Here is a 16,779-nt window from a genome sequence, read left to right on the forward strand (position 1 = left end):
TCGGCGTCGACGATCGGCGCGAACCGCGCCGGCGGCACCGCCGCCGTCGCCGTCCGCCGCCACCTCCGCCCCTCCTGACCCCGGGGCGGTGAGCTAGGGACGTGTCCCCGGGACGGGCGGTGAGTGTGGGACGTGTCGAACCCCGGTACTGGTCCCACACTCACCGTTCCCTCCGCGGACTGGTCTCTATCTCACCGCCCCCCGGGAGGCGGCGATGTGGGGATCTGGCCGCGCGCCCCTAGGGTGAGGGCATGCGCGCCACGGGAGTCGGATCGGTCCCGGGTGAGGACTTTCGCGAGTGGGCCAAGGTGTCGCTCGGTCAGGTCGACCTGCCGTTCGTCCCGGAGCTGCCCGAGCGCGGTGTGCACGCCCAGATGATCGGCCGCTCGCTGGCGATGCTCGAAGGCCTCGACGCCGACCTGCAGCCCGCCGGCTGGCGCGTCGGCGTCGGCACCGGTCGTGACCACCGTCGCGCGCGGTCGCTGCTGGCCCAGGACCTCGACGCCCTCGAGGAGCTGGGCCAAGAGCACGAGGGCCCGCTCAAGCAGCAGGTCGCCGGGCCCTGGACCCTCGCCGCGACGACCGAGCTCGCCCGCGGGGAGAAGGTGCTCGCCGACCACGGCGCGCGCCGCGACCTCGCCGAGTCGCTCGCCGCCGGCCTCGCGGCCCAGGTGCACGACCTGCGTCGCCGCTTCCCGCGCTCCGAGATCGTGGTGCAGGTCGACGAGCCGTCGCTCCCGGCCGTGCTCGACGCCGGGATCCCGACCGCGAGCGGCTTCGGTCGCCACCGCACGGTGCACCCGCCCGAGGCCGACGCCCACCTGCGACTCGTCACCGACGCGATCCGCGCCGCAGGCGCGAAGCCCGTCGTGCACGTGTGCGCCTCCGACGTCCCCGTCGCGCTGCTGCGTGGAGCCGGCTTCGCCGCGGTCGGCTTCGACCTCGCGCTCGCTCGTCCGGCCGATGCGTGGGCCGAGGCGTTCGAGGCCGGGACCGAGCTCTGGATCGGCGCGGTGCCGTCGACCGATCCCTCACCCGTGCCCACGTCCTCGGTGCTGATCGGCCGCGTCGACTCCTTCCTCGCCCGCCTCGGCTTCGACGAGGAACGGGCCGACCCGCAGGTCGTCGTGAGCCCGTCGTGCGGTCTCGCCGGCGCCACCGCGGCCTGGGCCCGGCAGGCCCTCGCGCTCACGGCGAACGTCGGTGCCCGGCACTAGGCTCAGCCCCATGAGTCCCCGCAAGAAGGCCGCCCCGACTCCGGCCCCCGAGGAAGCTCTCGAGATCAGTCTCGACGACGCGCGGGTCGAGGTGCAGGCCCTGGTCGAGCGCATCGAGAAGGCGCGCGACGACTACTACGGCCGCAACGCCTCGCTGGTCGACGACGCCACGTACGACGCCGACATGCAGCGCCTCGAGGCGCTCGAGCGGCTCTTCCCGGCGCTGCAGGGTCAGGACTCGCCCACGCAGCGGGTCGGTGCCGCGGCCAGCTCCGACCTGGCTCCCGTCGAGCACGCCGAGCGCATGCTCAGCCTCGACAACGTCTTCTCCGCCGACGAGCTGCGCGCCTGGTGCGCCAAGACCGAGGCGGCCACGGCGCGCAAGGTCGCCTGGCTCACCGAGGCCAAGATCGACGGCCTGGCCATCTCGCTGCGCTACGAGCACGGCGTGCTCGTCACGGCGGCCACGCGCGGCGACGGCCGCATCGGTGAGGACGTCACCACCAACGCCGTCAAGCTGGCCGACCTTCCGGACCGGCTGTCGGGCGAGGGCCACCCGGCGCTGGTCGAGGTGCGCGGCGAGGTGTTCATCGCGGTCGAGGCGTTCCACCGTCTCAACGCACTGCAGGCCGACCTGCGTGAGCGGGTCGTGGCCGAGTCCCTCGAGCGCGGCGTCGATCGCGAGCGCGCCGAGATCAGCGCGGGTCGACGGTTCCCGGCCTTCGCCAACCCGCGCAACGCCGCCAGCGGCGGCCTGAGGCAGCTGCTCCACAAGAAGTCGGGGCTCGAGCTCGAGGCGGGCCTGGCGCGCATCGAGGCCCTGTCGCTCTACGTGCACGGCATCGGCGCGTGGCCCGACCCGCCGGTCGACGCCCAGAGCGAGGTCTACGACCTGCTCGCGTCGTGGGGCCTGCCCGCCAGCCCCAACAGCCGCGTGTACGACGACGTCGAGGACGTGGTGGGCCGCATCACCGAGCTGGGCGAGGGTCGTCACTCGATCGTGCACGAGATCGACGGCGTGGTCGTCAAGGTCGACCAGCTCGCGATGCACGACGAGCTGGGCGAGACCAGCCGTGCGCCGCGGTGGGCCATCGCCTACAAGTACCCGCCCGAGGAGGTGCAGACCACGCTTCTCGACATCATCGTCTCGGTCGGTCGCACCGGCCGGGCCACGCCGTACGCGCAGATGGAGCCCGTGCTGGTCGCCGGCAGCGTCGTGCGCCAGGCCACGCTGCACAACAAGGACGTCGTGCGCGAGAAGGGTGTCCTGATCGGCGACACCGTCGTCCTGCGCAAGGCCGGCGACGTGATCCCCGAGGTGCTCGGCCCGGTCGTCGAGCTGCGCGACGGCTCCGAGCGCGAGTTCGAGATGCCGAAGGCGTGCCCCGAGTGCGGCACCGAGCTGCGGCCGATGAAGGAGGGCGACATCGACCTGCGCTGCCCGAACGCGCAGTCGTGCCCGGCGCAGGTGCGCGGCCGGGTCGAGCACATCGGCTCGCGCGGTGCCCTCGACATCGACGCCCTCGGCGAGGTCACGGCCGCCGCCCTCACCCAGCCCACGCGCCCCGAGGTCCCACCGCTCGTCACCGAGGCCGGACTGTTCGCCCTGGGGCGCCGCGACCTGTTCGGCATCGACGTCGCCGTGCGTGATCCCGAGACCGGGCTGGCCCGGCTCAACGACGACGGCGGTGTCGACACGCGCGCTCCGTTCCGCCGCCTGCGCAAGAAGGACGACCCGCCGTTCGACGCCGAGGGCGAGTTCGACGGCGACGAGACCCACATCCTCTCGATGCAGGCGCTCAAGCTCCTCGACGAGCTCGAGAAGGCCAAGACCAAGGACCTCTGGCGGTTCCTCGTCTCGCTCAACATCCGCCACGTCGGGCCCGTGGCGGCCCGGGCCCTGGCCCAGCACTTCGGCTCGCTGACGGCGATCGAGGAGGCGTCAGTCGAGGAGCTCTCGGCCGTCGACGGCGTCGGCGGCATCATCGCCGAGTCCTTCCGGGCCTGGCTCGACGTCGACTGGCACGCCGAGATCCTCCAGCAGTGGCGCGCGGCCGGCGTGCGGTTCGAGATCCCCGACCACCCGGGGCCCGGTCAGGCCGAGACCGGGGGAGTCCTCGACGGGCTCACGATCGTCGTCACCGGCTCGCTCGAGAGCTACACGCGCGACTCCGTCAAGGAGGCCATCATCAGCCGCGGTGGCAAGGCGGCCGGGTCGGTCAGCAAGAAGACCGACTACGTCGTGGTGGGCGACAACGCGGGCTCGAAGGCCGACAAGGCCGAGCAGCTCGGTGTGCCGATCCTCGACGAGGCCGGCTTCGAGAAGCTCCTCGCCGAGGGCCCGCCGGCGTCGGAGCCCGAGGCGACCGACACTGACGACGCCGACGACGCCGAGGAGTCCTGATGCTGGAGATCCGTCCGAGCTGCGAGTGCTGCGACCGCGACATCGCGCCCGAGTCCACCGACGTCCTGATCTGCTCGTTCGAGTGCACGTGGTGCCGCGAGTGCGCCGAGACCGTGCTGCACGGGGTCTGCCCCAACTGCGGCGGCGAGCTGGTCCGCCGTCCGGTGCCGTCGCCGTCGCGCCTGGCCGCCGGTCGGGTCTCGAACGTGCGCGTGCTCTCGGAGAGCTGCGGATCGCGCTGATGGCCGACATGTGGGTCACCGCCGGCCCCGACCCGCGCGACGCCGGTGAGCAGCCGGTGGGCGAGAAGGCCACCTACGTCGACTACCTGCGCATCTACCGGCACACCCTGGCGCTCAAGTGCGAGGACCTCACGCCCGAGCAGCTCGCGACCCGCAGCGTCCCGCCCAGCAGCCTCAGCCTGCTCGGCCTCGTACGTCACCTGGCCGGCGTCGAGCAGTTCTGGTTCGCGCAGACCGCTCTGGGCCTCGACGAGCCGCGTCCGTTCCGCACGCCCGAGCACCGCGACCTCGACTTCGACGGCGCCGCGCCCACCGAGTCCTGCGTCACCGAGGCGTTCGACCGCTGGCGGTCCGAGGTCGCCCGTGCGGAGGCGTGGGTCGACGCCGTGCCGGAGGTGGATCTCGGCCTCGAGCTCGTCATTCCGGGCCGCGGCGGCGAGGTCGTCACGATCCGCGACCTGCTCGTCCACATGATCGAGGAGTACGCCCGCCACTGCGGCCACGCCGACCTCCTGCGCGAGGCGATCGACGGCCGCACCGGGCAGTAGCGCGATGTCCGAGCCCACCGCACCGCTGCGCGGCACCCGCACGATCCTCGCGGTCGTGGCGGTCGCCGTGGCCGTCTCGGTCGTGCACTACGTCGACAATTACGCGAACTACGCCGACTATCCCGTGCCGGGGCCCGACGCGACGATCCCGGCGCCGAGCGCCACGGTGGTCGGACTCGCGTGGTTCGTGTTCACCGCGTTCGGTGCATGGGGTGTCTGGAGCCTGCTGAGCGGGCGTGTCGTGCCCGCCGTGGTCGGACTGTCTCTGTACTCGGTCAGCGGCCTGATCGGCATCGGTCACTACACCGTGCCCGGAGCCCTCGACATGCCGCTGTGGCGGCAGGCCCACGTCGTCGCCGACATCGTTCTCGGCGTCACGATCTTGGTGCTCGCCGCCCGCCTGTTCGCCCGCAACCGCGCCCGAGCCTGACGGGCGTCGACCTGCGGGCCGACAGTGGTTTCCGACAGGCGGCAATGAACCGCATCGGGGGGTTCGACCGGCGATGATGCGTTCGGGCTGCCCTGGCCACCGCAATGCCTCATCCCTCGGTGCCGGATGACCCGGAATGATGCATCGGGGTCGCGGGGGCTGCCGGAATGCATCATCTCCGGTCCGCCAGGCCGGCGCCGTCAGTCGACGTCGGCGGAGTCGGGGTCGAACAGGTCGGCCGCGGCGCCGACGATCAGCGGGTCCGGGGTCCGGACGACCTCGTGGTCCTTGCCCGGGTAGTCGAACCGGTGCAGCACGTGCCGCATGGCCTCAAGTCGCGCGCGCTTCTTGTCGTTGCTCTTCACGACGGTCCAGGGGGAGTGCTTGGTGTCCGTCTTGCGGAACATCGCCTCCTTCGCCTGCGTGTAGGCGTCCCACTTGTCGAGCGAGGCGAGGTCCATCGGCGAGAGCTTCCACTGCCGCACGGGGTCGATCTGCCGGATCGTGAACCGCGTGAGCTGCTCGGCGCGCGAGACCGAGAACCAGAACTTCACGACGTGCACGCCGTCGTTGACGAGCATCTTCTCGAAGGCCGGTGCCTGGCGCAGGAACTCGGTGTACTGGTCGGGCGTGCAGAAGCCCATGACGCGCTCGACACCGGCGCGGTTGTACCAGGAGCGGTCGAAGAAGACGAGCTCCCCGGCGCTCGGCAGGTGCTCGACGTAGCGCTGCAGGTACCACTGCGACTGCTCGCGCTCGGTCGGCTTGACCAGCGCGATGACCCGCGCACCACGCGGGTTGAGGTGCTCGGTGAACCGCTTGATCGTGCCGCCCTTGCCGGCGGCGTCGCGGCCCTCGAAGACCAGCACGATCCGCTGACCCGTCTCCTTGACCCAGCTCTGCAGCTTGATCAGCTCGATCTGCAGGAGGCGCTTCTCCAGCTCGTAGGTCGTGCGGTCGAGCCGCTCGTCGTACGGGTAGCCCTCGCGCCACGTGTCGACCGCGAGCCCGTCGGCACCCAGCAGCACGGGGTCGTCGTCGTCGGAGTCGTCCACGCTCAGGTGGGCCAGGTCGTCCAGGTTCAGCGTCTCGGGCACGGGGGGACGCTAGGGGTGCCGGGTGAACGGTCGGTGACGCGGCCGCGCTGACTAGGATGGCGCGGTACTGCCCCACCGACCCAGGAGACGCATGTCGTCGCCCCTCTCGCGTGAGGACGTCGCCCACCTGGCGAGCCTCGCCCGCATCTCGCTCAGTGACGCCGAGCTCGACCGCCTCGGCGCCGAGCTCCCCGCGATCCTCGACCACGTCGCCGCCGTGCAGGGCGTGGTCGAGTCCGCCGGCGCCGACGTCACGCCCATGAGCCACCCGGTCCCGATCACCAACGTGTTCCGCGCCGACGTGCCCACGCCGGGCCTGTCGCGCGACGACGCGCTCGCGGGCGCCCCCGCCGCCGAGGAGGACCGCTTCCTGGTCCCGAAGATCCTGGGGGAGGAGGCATGAGCGACGTCATTCGCCTGAACGCATCGGACCTGGCCGCCCAGCTCGCCGAGGGGTCGGTGACCTCCGTCGAGGCCACGCAGGCCCAGCTCGACCGCATCGCGTCGGTCGACGGCGACCTCAACGCGTTCCTGCACGTCGACGCCGAGGGCGCCCTCGCCACCGCCGCCGACGTCGACGCGCGCCGCGCGGCGGGGGAGTCGCTCCCGACCCTCGCCGGCGTGCCGATCGCGGTCAAGGACCTGATCAACACGAAGGGCCAGCCCACCACGGCCGGCTCGAAGATCCTCGAGGGCTGGGTGCCGCCGTACGACGCGACCGTCGTCGAGCGCCTGCGCGCCGCCGGCCTGCCGATCCTCGGCAAGACCAACCTCGACGAGTTCGCGATGGGCTCGTCGAACGAGCACTCGGCGTACGGTCCCGCCCGCAACCCGTGGGACACCAACCGCATCCCGGGCGGGTCCAGCGGTGGCTCGGCCGCCGCCGTCGCCGCGTTCGAGGCGCCCCTGGCGCTCGGCACCGACACGGGCGGATCGATCCGCCAGCCCGGCGCCATGACCGGCATCGTCGGCGTGAAGCCCACCTACGGCGGTGTCTCCCGCTACGGCGTCATCGCGATGGCCAGCAGCCTCGACCAGGTCGGCCCCATGGCCCGGTCGGTCCTCGACGCGGCGCTGCTGCACGAGGTCGTCGCCGGCCACGACCCCCGCGACTCCACCAGCATCGACGCCCCCGTGCCGTCGGTCGTCGACGCCGCCCGCCGTGGCGACGTCGCCGGGCTGCGCATCGGCGTCGTCCGCGAGTTCGCCGGAGAGGGCTTCCAGCCCGGCGTGCAGCGCCGGTTCGACGAGGCCGTCGCGAAGCTCGCCGACGCCGGTGCCGAGATCGTCGAGGTCTCCTGCCCGAGCTTCACCCACGGCATCGCCGCCTACTACCTCGTGATGCCGAGCGAGGTGTCCAGCAACCTGGCCCGCTTCGACGCGATGCGGTACGGCTTGCGGGTCTCGCCCGACGGCAACCCGTCGCCGTCGGCCGAGCAGGTCATGGCCGCCACGCGCGACGCCGGCTTCGGCGACGAGGTCAAGCGCCGCATCATCCTGGGCACCTACGCCCTCTCGAGCGGCTACTTCGACGCCTACTACGGCTCCGCGCAGAAGGTGCGCACGCTGATCGCGCAGGACTTCAGCACCGCGTTCGCCCAGGTCGACGTGCTGTTCTCGCCCACCGCGCCCACGACGGCGTGGCGCCTCGGCGAGAAGTCCGACGACCCGCTGGCGATGTACCTCGAGGACGTCTGCACGATCCCGGCGAACCTCGCGGGCGTGCCCGGCATCAACGTGCCGATCGGTCTGGCCGACGACTCGGGTCTGCCGGTCGGTGGCCAGTTCCTCGCCCCCGCCCAGGCCGACGACCGGCTCTACAACGCGGGTGCGGCGCTCGAGCGCCTCGTGCCCGCCCCCGTCCTCGAGGAGGTCGTGCGATGACCACCGCTGCCAAGACCCCGCTGGTGCCGTTCGACGAGGCGCTGACGCGCTACGAGCCGGTCATGGGCCTGGAGGTCCACGTCGAGCTCAACACGGCCACCAAGATGTTCTGCGGTTGCGCCACCGAGTTCGGTGCCGAGCCGAACACCCAGGTGTGCCCGGTGTGCCTCGGCCTGCCCGGCGCGCTGCCGGTCGTCAACGCCAAGGCCGTCGAGTCCGCGATCCGCATCGGCCTCGCGCTGAACTGCGAGATCGCGGAGTGGTGCCGGTTCGCGCGCAAGAACTACTTCTACCCGGACCAGCCGAAGAACTTCCAGACGTCGCAGTACGACGAGCCCATCGCGTTCGACGGCTACACCGACGTCGAGGTCGACGGCGAGGTCTACCGCATCGAGATCGAGCGCGCGCACATGGAGGAGGACACCGGCAAGAGCCTCCACGTGGGCGGCGCGACGGGTCGCATCCACGGCGCCGACCACTCGCTGCTCGACTACAACCGTGCCGGCATCCCGCTCATCGAGATCGTCACCCGCACGATCGAGGTCCCCGGCGACAAGGCCCCGCTGGTCGCCCGCGCGTACGTCAACCAGCTCCGCGACCTGATGCTCGCCCTCGGTGTCTCCGACGCCCGGATGGACCAGGGCTCGCTGCGTGCCGACGTCAACCTGTCGCTCAAGCCCACCGGTTCCAGCACGCTCGGCACCCGCAGCGAGACCAAGAACGTGAACTCGTTCCGCTCGGTCGAGCGCGCCGTGCGTTTCGAGGTGGGGCGTCACGCCGGCATCATCGACGCTGGCCAGAAGGTCGTGCAGGAGACGCGTCACTTCCACGAGTCCGACGGCACCACGTCGTCGGGCCGTGAGAAGTCCGACGCTGAGGACTACCGCTACTTCCCGGAGCCCGACCTCGCGCCCGTCGCGCCGTCGCGCGCCTGGGTCGACGAGCTCCGCGGCACGCTGCCCGAGCCGCCGTCGGAGCGCCGCAAGCGCCTGCAGGCCGAGTGGGACTTCTCGGACCTCGACATGCGCGACACGATCGGCGCCGGCGCGCTCGAGCTCATCGTGGCAACGGTCGAGGCCGGTGCCGCGCCGCAGGCTGCTCGCAAGTGGTGGCTCGGCGAGCTCGCCCGCCGCTCCAACGACACCGGGGTCGACCTGGCCGCGCTGCCGATCACCCCGGCACAGGTCGCGGGCATCCAGGGCCTGATCGACGCCGGACGCATCAACGACAAGCTCGCGCGTGACGTCTTCGACGGCGTGCTGGCCGGCGAGGGAACGCCTGAGGAGGTCGTGGCCGCTCGCGGGCTCGAGGTCGTCTCCGACGACGGCGCCCTCGGCGAGGCCGTCGACCGCGCGATCGAGGCCAACCCGGACGTCGCCGACAAGATCCGCGACGGCAAGCTCCAGGCGGCCGGTGCCCTGATCGGTGCGGTCATGAAGGACATGCGCGGTCAGGCCGACGCGGGCCGCGTGCGCGAGCTGATCCTCGAGAAGCTCACCTAGGTCAGACGCGCTCGAGGAGCCGCTCGAGCTCCTCGAGCACGACGTCCGGGCGCTCGATCGGCAGGAAGTGCGTGCCGTCGACGACGCGGTAGCGCGCGTTCGGGATGCGTGCCGCGGCCGACCGCATGGCCTCGGGCCCGGCCAGCAGGTCCTTCGTGCCGGCCACGAGCGCGGTCGGCACGGTGATCCTCGACAGCGAGACCCGGTCGTGCCGGGCCGCCTCCAGGGCCAGCTGGGCGTACCAGGCGGGGTGGGACGTGAAGAACTCCTGCACGACGTCGCGGAGCACGGTGTCGTCGGCGCTCGGGCCGAAGACGCGGGCCATCTTGAGCAGGTTGACCGAGAACCGGGTCCAGGGGATCCGGCTCGTGACGGGGGCCAGCCCGTGGCCCGTGACGGTCGAGATGCGCGCGAGCGTGATCATCAGGGTCTGCGCCACCAGGGGCGGGACCTTCCACGGCTCGAGCATCGTCGAGAAGGTCGCACCGGGGACGCCGCAGATGGCCAGGATTCCGGTGACCCGCTCGGGGTACCGGACGGCGAACTCGAAGGCGACGTTGACGCCGATCGACCAGCCGATCAGGACGGCCGAGTCCATGCCGGCGTCGTCCATGACCGCGACCATGTCCTCCAGGTGGGCGTCCATGTCGATGCGGCCCGACGCGGGTCGCTCCGAGCCGCCGATGCCGCGGTGGTTCCACCCGACGACCTGCAGGCCGTTGTCGGGCTGCAGCAGGTCGGGCCACGCGTAGGGGTTGGTGCCGAGACCGTTCGAGAGCAGCACGGCGGGACCGCTGCCGCCGTTGCCCCAGGCGCGCAGCAGGGTGCCGTCCTCGCTGCGGACGTCGTGGAAACGGACGAGGGCGGGCTGGATCACGCGAGCATCCTGTCACGGCCGGACGCACGCCGCAGGGGCCTCGGCCCCTCCGACTAGGCTCGTGACATGGCCGTGGAGGACCAGTCCGCTGACGTCCCGACTCGCTCCGCCGACCTCGTGCTCGAGGGTGGCGGCGTCAAGGGCATCGCCCTGGTGGGTGCCGCGGTCGCGCTGGACGAGGCGGGTTGGCGCTTCGAGCGCATCGCGGGGTCGTCCGCCGGCGCGATCGTGGGCTCGGTCATCGCCGCGATGCAGCGCGCGGGGGAGCCCCTCACGCGCGCCGACGAGATCATGCGCACGCTCGACTACTCGCAGATGGAGGACCGCCGGGCGGGCCTGCGGTGGCTCGGGTGGGCGCCGCGGGTGGCCGATGCGTGGGGCATCCTGTTCCGCCTCGGCATGTACGAGGGGGCGTACCTGACCGACTGGCTGCGCGGGGTGCTCGGCGACCTGGGCGTGCGAACCTTCGCCGACCTGGCCCGCGACCCGTCAGCCGTCGACGTGCGCGACCGTTCACACCTGGTGGTCTCCACGAGCGACCTCTCCCGCCAGCGCCTCCTGCGCATCCCGTGGGACCTCCCGGAGTACGGCGTCGACCCGGACGCGTTCCCCGTCGCCGTGGCGGTGCGTGCCTCGGCCGGGATCCCGTTCCTGTTCGAACCGGTGCGTCTGGACGGCCGTTACGGCGAGTCCACGCTGGCCGATGGATCGCTGTTGGAGACCTACCCGGTGGCCGCGTTCGACCGTCAGGACGGTGAGCCGCCGCGCTGGCCCTCGATCGGCGTCAGGCTCAGCTCGCGGGCCAGCGAGCGAGCACCGGCCGTGCCCGTCACGGGGCCCGTGTCGATGCTGCGCAGCCTGATCTACACGACGGTCGACTCGACCCAGATCCGCCACGTCGACGACCCGCGCGACGCCGAGCGCACGATCTTCGCCAGGCCGCGCGGCGTCGGGTGGACCGACTTCGACCTGACTCCCGAGCAGCAGCAGTCGCTCTTCGACGACGGCCACGCGGCCGCACAGCGGTGGATCGCCAAGCACCCCGACGGCTCGCGAGGGGTCAGGGGAGACGGGGGAGGATGGCGGCGATCGCGCGGTCGGCTCCGACGTCGGTGTGCTGCAGGAAGAACGAGGGCTCGGTGAGCTCGAGCTCCATGAGCCGCAGGCTGCCGTCGGCGTCGGTCACGACGTCGACGCGGGCGTAGAGCAGGTCGGTCCCCAGCAGGCTGCCGGCGGCGGCCACGGTGCGCTCGGCGAACGCGACCTGCTCGGCCGAGGGCTCGCGGGCGAGGATGTCCTCCTTGAGCTCGGGGAGCTCGCGGGGGTCGTCGTCCGTGGTGAGCAGCGCCCCCTTGCGGAAGGCGTGGGAGTAGCGGCCCCCGAACAGCAGGATCCCGGTCTCGCCCTCGGAGTCGACGGCGTCGACGTAGGGCTGCGTCATGGTCGGTCGGCCCGCGGCGAGGAGCTGCCGGCCGTGCTCGAGGGCCCGGGCGGGGTCGGTCCACCGTGCGGTGTCGGCCGACCCGGCCGAGATCGTGGGCTTCACGACCCACTCGCGGGCCGGCGGCAGGTCGTCGGGACCGGTGACGGACCAGGCGGTCGTGACGATCGCGATGCCGGCGGTCTCGAGCTCGCGCAGGTAGGTCTTGTCGGTGTTCCAGGCGATCACGTCGGCGGGGTTGGCCAGACGGGGCACGCTCGCGGCCCAGGTCAGGAACTCCTCGCGCCGCGGCACGTAGTCCCAGCACGAGCGCACGACGACCAGGTCGTAGGCGTCCCACTCGACGGCCGGGTCGTCCCACACGACGACCTCGCTCGTCAGTCCGGCGCGCGCCGCGGCCTCGGTGAGCAGCGGCAGGTCGGCGTCGGAGTCGGCGAATCCCGCTCCCGTGGCCCAGGCGAGGCGTGTCATGGAGCCACCGTACGAGATGACGTGCGGGGGCGGTGACGCCGGATGGTGAAGCATATTGCTTCACTTCTGGAGAATGAAGCGATATGCTTCATTTCATGACGATGAAGCCATCTCCTTCACCTCTCGGGACGCGCCGCTACGCCGTGATCGGCGACCTGGTGGCCTCGCGTGCGGCGGAGTCGCGCTCCGTCGCTCAACGGGACCTGCTCACGGCGCTCGCGCGGGTCAACGACCTCGTGGGGCACGAGCAGGCGCTCGAACCCACGATCGGCGACGAGTTCCAGTCGGTCCACACCTCCCTGTCGGAAGCCCTCCACGCGGCTGCGCTCGTCCGCTGCGCCCTGCCCGAGGGGATGGACGCCCGGTGCGGCATCGGCATCGGGGGCCTCGAGATCGTCGGTGAGTCCGCGTACGGTCTGACCCAGGACGGACCCGCCTGGTGGTCGGCCCGCGCTGCGGTCGACGAGGTCAAGGACCGCCAGCGCCGACTTCCGGCGCTGCGCACCTGGGTCATGGACGGCACCGGTCACGACCCCGCCGGGGCGACGGAGAAGGAGACGGTCGACCTCGTGAACGCGTACCTGCTGTGCCGCGACGAGGTGCTGAGCGCCCTCGACGCCCGCCAGCGCCGCATCGTGCTCGGCCTGGTCGAGGGGCGCACCCACGCCGAGATCGCGCGGTCCGAGGGCATCTCGCCGTCGGCCGTGTCCCAGCGGGTCCGGCGAGGCGGCATCGCCTCCCTCGTGGAGTCCCTCGGCCTCGTCCCGGCGACGTCATGACCGCGCTCGCCGTCCTCCTGGCCGCGGTCGGGCTGGCCGACCTGCTCCCGCGCTGGCGTCACCTCGGCGGCATCGCCGTCACGATCGCCGGGTCGCTGGCCCTCGGGCTCGAGTGGCACACGCTCTGGATCCTGCCCGTCGTCACGGTCGTGCTGGTCATCTGGCTGGACGCCGCCGACCACGCCTCCACGGCGGGCACCGTCGGGCTGGCCGTCGTGGGCGTCGCCTTCATCGCGCTGTCGCCGATCCTCGAGGTCACGGACGCGCCGATCAGCGGGTGGTACCGCGACCTCGCGGTACCCGGCCTGGCCGACCTGCCGCTCGACCGCGCGGCCCTGGGGCTCGGCGTCCTGCTGTTCCTGACCACTGCGGCCAACGTGGTGGTCCGGCAGGCGCTGGAGGCCACCGGCCCGCAGGTCCTCGCCACCGAGAAGACGCTGCGCGGCGGTCGTCTGCTCGGCCCGCTCGAGCGGTGGCTCGTGTTCGGCTTCGCGGTCAGCGGCCAGGTCGGAGCGATCGCCGTCGTCGTCGCCGCGAAGGGCATCCTGCGGTTCCCCGAGATCTCCCAGGACAGCAAGGACGGGATGCGCGCCGAGTACGTCCTCGTCGGCAGCTTCGTGAGCTGGGCGCTGGCGCTGGTCCTCGTGCCCCTGTTCTGACACGGCGCCGTTCTGAGGGGCACCTGTCCTGTCGCCCCCGCACGCCACGGTCGTACCCTGAGCGCATGGCCGACGACCCCACCACGCCCGACATCAAGCCCCGCAGCCGCGACGTCACCGACGGCCTGAAGGCCACCGCCTCACGCGGCATGCTCCGTGCCGTCGGCATGGGTGACGACGACTGGGTCAAGCCGCAGATCGGCGTCGCGTCGAGCTGGAACGAGATCACCCCCTGCAACCTCCCGCTCGACCGGCTCGCCAAGAGCGTCAAGGTCGGCGTGCACGCCGGCGGCGGGTACCCGCTGGAGTTCGGCACGATCAGCGTCTCCGACGGCATCTCGATGGGCCACGAGGGCATGCACTTCTCCCTCGTCAGCCGCGAGGTCATCGCCGACTCGGTCGAGACCGTCATGATGGCCGAGCGCCTCGACGGCTCGGTGCTGCTCGCCGGCTGCGACAAGAGCCTGCCCGGCATGCTGATGGCCGCGGCCCGCCTCGACCTCGCGAGCGTCTTCCTCTACGCCGGCTCGATCATGCCGGGCAACGTGGACGGCAAGGACGTCACGATCATCGACGCCTTCGAGGCCGTCGGTGCCTGCATGCGCGGACTCATGAGCCGCGAGCAGGTCGACAAGATCGAGCGCGCGATCTGCCCCGGCGAGGGCGCGTGCGGCGGCATGTACACCGCCAACACGATGGCGTCGGCCGCCGAGGCCCTCGGCATGAGCCTGCCCGGTTCGGCCGCGCCTCCCGGGCCGGACAAGCGCCGCGACCACTACGCCGAGGAGTCCGGCAAGGCCGTCGTCGAGCTGCTGCGCCGCGGCATCACGGCCCGCCAGATCCTGACGAAGGAGGCGTTCGAGAACGCCATCACAGTCGTCATGGCGCTCGGTGGTTCCACCAACGCGGTGCTGCACCTCCTCGCGATCGCGCGTGAGGCCGAGGTCGACCTCACGCTCGACGACTTCAGCCGCATCGGCGACAAGGTCCCGCACCTGGGCGACCTCAAGCCCTTCGGCCGCTACGTCATGAACGACGTCGACAAGGTCGGTGGCATCCCGGTCATCATGAAGGCGCTGCTCGACGCGGGCCTGATGCACGGCGACTGCCTCACCGTCACGGGCAAGACGATGGCCGAGAACCTCGCGCACATCGAGCTGGGCCTCGACGGCGACATCATCCGTCCGCTCGACCAGCCGATCCACAAGACCGGCGGCCTCACGATCCTGCACGGCTCCCTCGCGCCGGACGGCGCCGTCGTCAAGAGCGCCGGCTTCGACTCCGACGTCTTCCGCGGCACGGCCCGGGTCTTCGACGGCGAGAAGAAGGCGATGGACGCGCTCGAGGACGGCACGATCGCCGCGGGTGACGTCGTCGTGATCCGCTACGAGGGCCCCAAGGGCGGCCCGGGCATGCGCGAGATGCTCGCGATCACCGGCGCGATCAAGGGCGCCGGCCTCGGCAAGGACGTCCTGCTGCTGACCGACGGACGCTTCTCCGGCGGCACGACCGGCCTGTGCGTCGGCCACGTCGCTCCCGAGGCCGTCGACGGCGGGCCGATCGCCTTCGTGCGCGACGGCGACCCGATCACGCTCGACGTCGCCAACAAGCTCCTCGAGGTCGAGATCGACCCCGACGACCTCGAGGCACGCAAGGTCGGCTGGGAGCCGCTGCCGCCGAAGTACACGTCCGGCGTGCTCGCGAAGTACCGCAAGCTCGTCAGCTCGGCCGCCCACGGCGCCATCACGGGCTGACGCCACGTAAGATCTGCCGGTGCCCGACTTCTCCGACGACGACCTCGCCACCGCCCTCCGGGTCCTGGCCCAGGCCGGTGCGCTGGACGAGGAGGATCCCGCCTACGTCGCGCTGCGACGGGCCACGGGCGGGTTCTTCAAGGCCGCCAAGCGCGAGCGCCGCAACGCCAAGCGCGACGCCGTCAGCGCCGCCGACCGTGCCGTCATCGAGCTCACCGCGACGGGCTCGGCCAGTCGCATCGACGACGAGACCGCCGGCATCCCGCTCGTGTCGAACGCCCGCGGCGCCACCGCGGGCGAGCTGCTCGTGCCGCGCGGCTGCTACATGTGCAAGCAGAAGTACACGACGGTCGACGCGTTCTACCACCAGCTCTGCCCCGAGTGCGCTGCGTTCAGCCACGCCAAGCGTGACGCCCGCACCGACCTGACCGGTCGACGCGCGCTGCTCACGGGTGGCCGCGCCAAGATCGGCATGTACATCGCGCTGCGCCTGCTGCGCGACGGCGCCCACCTCACGATCACGACCCGCTTCCCGCGCGACGCGGTCCGCCGCTTCACCCAGATGCCTGACTCGGGGGAGTGGCTGCACCGGTTGAAGGTCGTCGGCATCGACCTGCGCGACCCGGCCCAGGTCATCGGGCTGGCCGATGACGTCGCGGCAGCCGGTCCGCTCGACATCCTCATCAACAACGCGGCCCAGACCGTGAAGCGTCAGCCGGGGGCGTACTCGGCGATCGCCGAGGCCGAGTCGGCCCCGCTGCCGGCCGGCTCGCCCGTCGAGCTCGTGACCTTCGGCCACACCAGCGACGCGCACCCGGCGTCCCTGGTCGGCTCGGTCTCGTCGCACCCGGTGCTCGCCAGCGACGCCTCCACGGCCGACGCCCTCACGGCGATCGCGCTGACCGCCGGCTCGGCCGACGTCGACCGCATCGACGCCGGCGGCCTGCTGCCGGACGTCGTCGACACCAACAGCTGGGTGCAGACCGTCAGCGAGGTCGACGCCCTGGAGCTGCTCGAGGTGCAGCTGTGCAACAGCGTCGCGCCGTTCATCCTGGTCAGCCGCCTGCGTCCGGCGATGGCGGCGTCGGCGGGTCGCCGCACGTACGTCGTCAACGTCTCGGCGATGGAGGGCCAGTTCAGCCGCCGGTACAAGGGCGCCGGGCACCCGCACACCAACATGGCGAAGGCCGCGCTCAACATGCTGACCCGCACGAGCGCGGAGGAGATGCTGCAGGTCGACGGCATCCTCATGACCGCGGTCGACACGGGGTGGATCACCGACGAGCGTCCGTACACGACCAAGGTGCGCCTGGCCGACGAGGGCTTCAAGGCCCCGCTCGACCTGGTCGACGGCGCCGCCCGGGTCTACGACCCCATCGTGCGCGGCGAGGCCGGCGAGGACCTGTTCGGCGTCTTCCTGAAGGACTACGCCCCGTCGCCCTGGTGATGCAGCGCGGAGACGTCGAACGGCCCG

General features: G+C 71.9%; 16 protein-coding genes. 13 read left to right on the forward strand and 3 right to left on the reverse strand.

Annotation, left to right across the window (positions count from 1 at the left end):
* The first annotated feature begins 251 nt into the window (after window positions 1–251).
* Genes ABD127_RS02705 through ABD127_RS02725 form a run of 5 tightly spaced genes read left to right on the forward strand, consistent with a single transcriptional unit; the run spans window position 252 to window position 4,841 of the window.
* Window positions 252–1,217: a uroporphyrinogen decarboxylase/cobalamine-independent methonine synthase family protein gene (locus ABD127_RS02705; RefSeq protein WP_344197446.1), complete on the forward strand. Its 966-nt coding sequence runs from the start codon at window positions 252–254 to the stop codon at window positions 1,215–1,217.
* Window positions 1,218–1,227: 10 nt separating this feature from the next.
* Window positions 1,228–3,621 carry an NAD-dependent DNA ligase LigA gene (ligA, locus tag ABD127_RS02710; protein WP_344197448.1) on the forward strand — a complete coding sequence of 798 codons (2,394 nt, stop codon included), beginning with the start codon at window positions 1,228–1,230 and terminating at the stop codon, window positions 3,619–3,621.
* The gene (locus ABD127_RS02715) at window positions 3,621–3,863 is read left to right on the forward strand and encodes a DUF1272 domain-containing protein (RefSeq protein WP_344197450.1); all 243 of its coding nucleotides are present in this window, start codon (window positions 3,621–3,623) and stop codon (window positions 3,861–3,863) included. Before ligA ends, ABD127_RS02715 begins: the two co-directional genes overlap by 1 nt.
* Window positions 3,863–4,411, forward strand: a complete 549-nt coding sequence (locus tag ABD127_RS02720; RefSeq protein WP_344197453.1) for a DinB family protein — start codon at window positions 3,863–3,865, stop codon at window positions 4,409–4,411. Before ABD127_RS02715 ends, ABD127_RS02720 begins: the two co-directional genes overlap by 1 nt.
* Window positions 4,412–4,415: 4 nt before the next feature.
* Window positions 4,416–4,841: a hypothetical protein gene (locus tag ABD127_RS02725; protein WP_344197455.1), complete on the forward strand. Its 426-nt coding sequence runs from the start codon at window positions 4,416–4,418 to the stop codon at window positions 4,839–4,841.
* Window positions 4,842–5,041: 200 nt separating this feature from the next.
* Here ABD127_RS02725 and ppk2 read toward each other — a convergent pair whose 3' ends face one another.
* Window positions 5,042–5,938 (reverse strand): polyphosphate kinase 2, encoded by an 897-nt coding sequence (ppk2, locus tag ABD127_RS02730; RefSeq protein WP_344197457.1) that lies wholly within the window; start codon window positions 5,936–5,938, stop codon window positions 5,042–5,044.
* Between the two features lie 91 nt (window positions 5,939–6,029).
* On the opposite strand from ppk2, the gene gatC reads away from it, so the two are divergent.
* From gatC to gatB, 3 genes are read left to right on the forward strand one after another with little or no spacing between them, the layout of a single operon-like run.
* Window positions 6,030–6,341, forward strand: coding sequence for an Asp-tRNA(Asn)/Glu-tRNA(Gln) amidotransferase subunit GatC (gatC, locus tag ABD127_RS02735; protein ID WP_344197459.1), 312 nt, complete (start codon window positions 6,030–6,032; stop codon window positions 6,339–6,341).
* Window positions 6,338–7,822 carry an Asp-tRNA(Asn)/Glu-tRNA(Gln) amidotransferase subunit GatA gene (gene gatA, locus ABD127_RS02740; RefSeq protein ID WP_344197461.1) on the forward strand — a complete coding sequence of 495 codons (1,485 nt, stop codon included), beginning with the start codon at window positions 6,338–6,340 and terminating at the stop codon, window positions 7,820–7,822. Before gatC ends, gatA begins: the two co-directional genes overlap by 4 nt.
* Window positions 7,819–9,324, forward strand: a complete 1,506-nt coding sequence (gene gatB / locus ABD127_RS02745; RefSeq protein ID WP_344197463.1) for an Asp-tRNA(Asn)/Glu-tRNA(Gln) amidotransferase subunit GatB — start codon at window positions 7,819–7,821, stop codon at window positions 9,322–9,324. The genes gatA and gatB overlap by 4 nt, the downstream gene beginning before the upstream one ends.
* 1 nt (window position 9,325) lies before the next feature.
* Here gatB and ABD127_RS02750 read toward each other — a convergent pair whose 3' ends face one another.
* A complete protein-coding gene (locus ABD127_RS02750) occupies window positions 9,326–10,201 on the reverse strand; it encodes an alpha/beta fold hydrolase (protein WP_344197467.1) in 876 nt (291 codons plus the stop codon).
* Between the two features lie 66 nt (window positions 10,202–10,267).
* On the opposite strand from ABD127_RS02750, the gene ABD127_RS02755 reads away from it, so the two are divergent.
* Complete coding sequence (locus ABD127_RS02755) at window positions 10,268–11,344, forward strand: patatin-like phospholipase family protein (RefSeq protein ID WP_344197470.1); 1,077 nt, start codon at window positions 10,268–10,270, stop codon at window positions 11,342–11,344.
* On the opposite strand, the gene ABD127_RS02760 is transcribed toward ABD127_RS02755, so the two are convergent.
* Entirely contained in the window at window positions 11,262–12,113 is an 852-nt protein-coding gene (locus ABD127_RS02760; protein WP_344197473.1) for an ATP-grasp domain-containing protein, read from the reverse strand. The genes ABD127_RS02755 and ABD127_RS02760 overlap by 83 nt on opposite strands.
* A 95-nt stretch (window positions 12,114–12,208) precedes the next feature.
* Between ABD127_RS02760 and ABD127_RS02765 the strand changes: the two genes are divergently transcribed.
* The 4 genes from ABD127_RS02765 (at window position 12,209) to ABD127_RS02780 (ending at window position 16,752) form a co-directional block, all read left to right on the forward strand.
* The gene (locus ABD127_RS02765) at window positions 12,209–12,892 is read left to right on the forward strand and encodes a SatD family protein (RefSeq protein ID WP_344197476.1); all 684 of its coding nucleotides are present in this window, start codon (window positions 12,209–12,211) and stop codon (window positions 12,890–12,892) included.
* Window positions 12,889–13,551: a hypothetical protein gene (locus ABD127_RS02770; protein ID WP_344197479.1), complete on the forward strand. Its 663-nt coding sequence runs from the start codon at window positions 12,889–12,891 to the stop codon at window positions 13,549–13,551. Before ABD127_RS02765 ends, ABD127_RS02770 begins: the two co-directional genes overlap by 4 nt.
* Window positions 13,552–13,616: 65 nt before the next feature.
* Window positions 13,617–15,305, forward strand: coding sequence for a dihydroxy-acid dehydratase (ilvD, locus tag ABD127_RS02775; protein ID WP_344197482.1), 1,689 nt, complete (start codon window positions 13,617–13,619; stop codon window positions 15,303–15,305).
* 19 nt (window positions 15,306–15,324) lie between these two features.
* Window positions 15,325–16,752 carry an SDR family NAD(P)-dependent oxidoreductase gene (locus tag ABD127_RS02780; protein WP_344197487.1) on the forward strand — a complete coding sequence of 476 codons (1,428 nt, stop codon included), beginning with the start codon at window positions 15,325–15,327 and terminating at the stop codon, window positions 16,750–16,752.
* Window positions 16,753–16,779: the final 27 nt, after the last annotated feature.

Origin of the sequence: Aeromicrobium alkaliterrae (assembly GCF_039529015.1) — a bacterium.
Classification (GTDB): Bacteria; Actinomycetota; Actinomycetes; order Propionibacteriales; family Nocardioidaceae; genus Aeromicrobium; species Aeromicrobium alkaliterrae.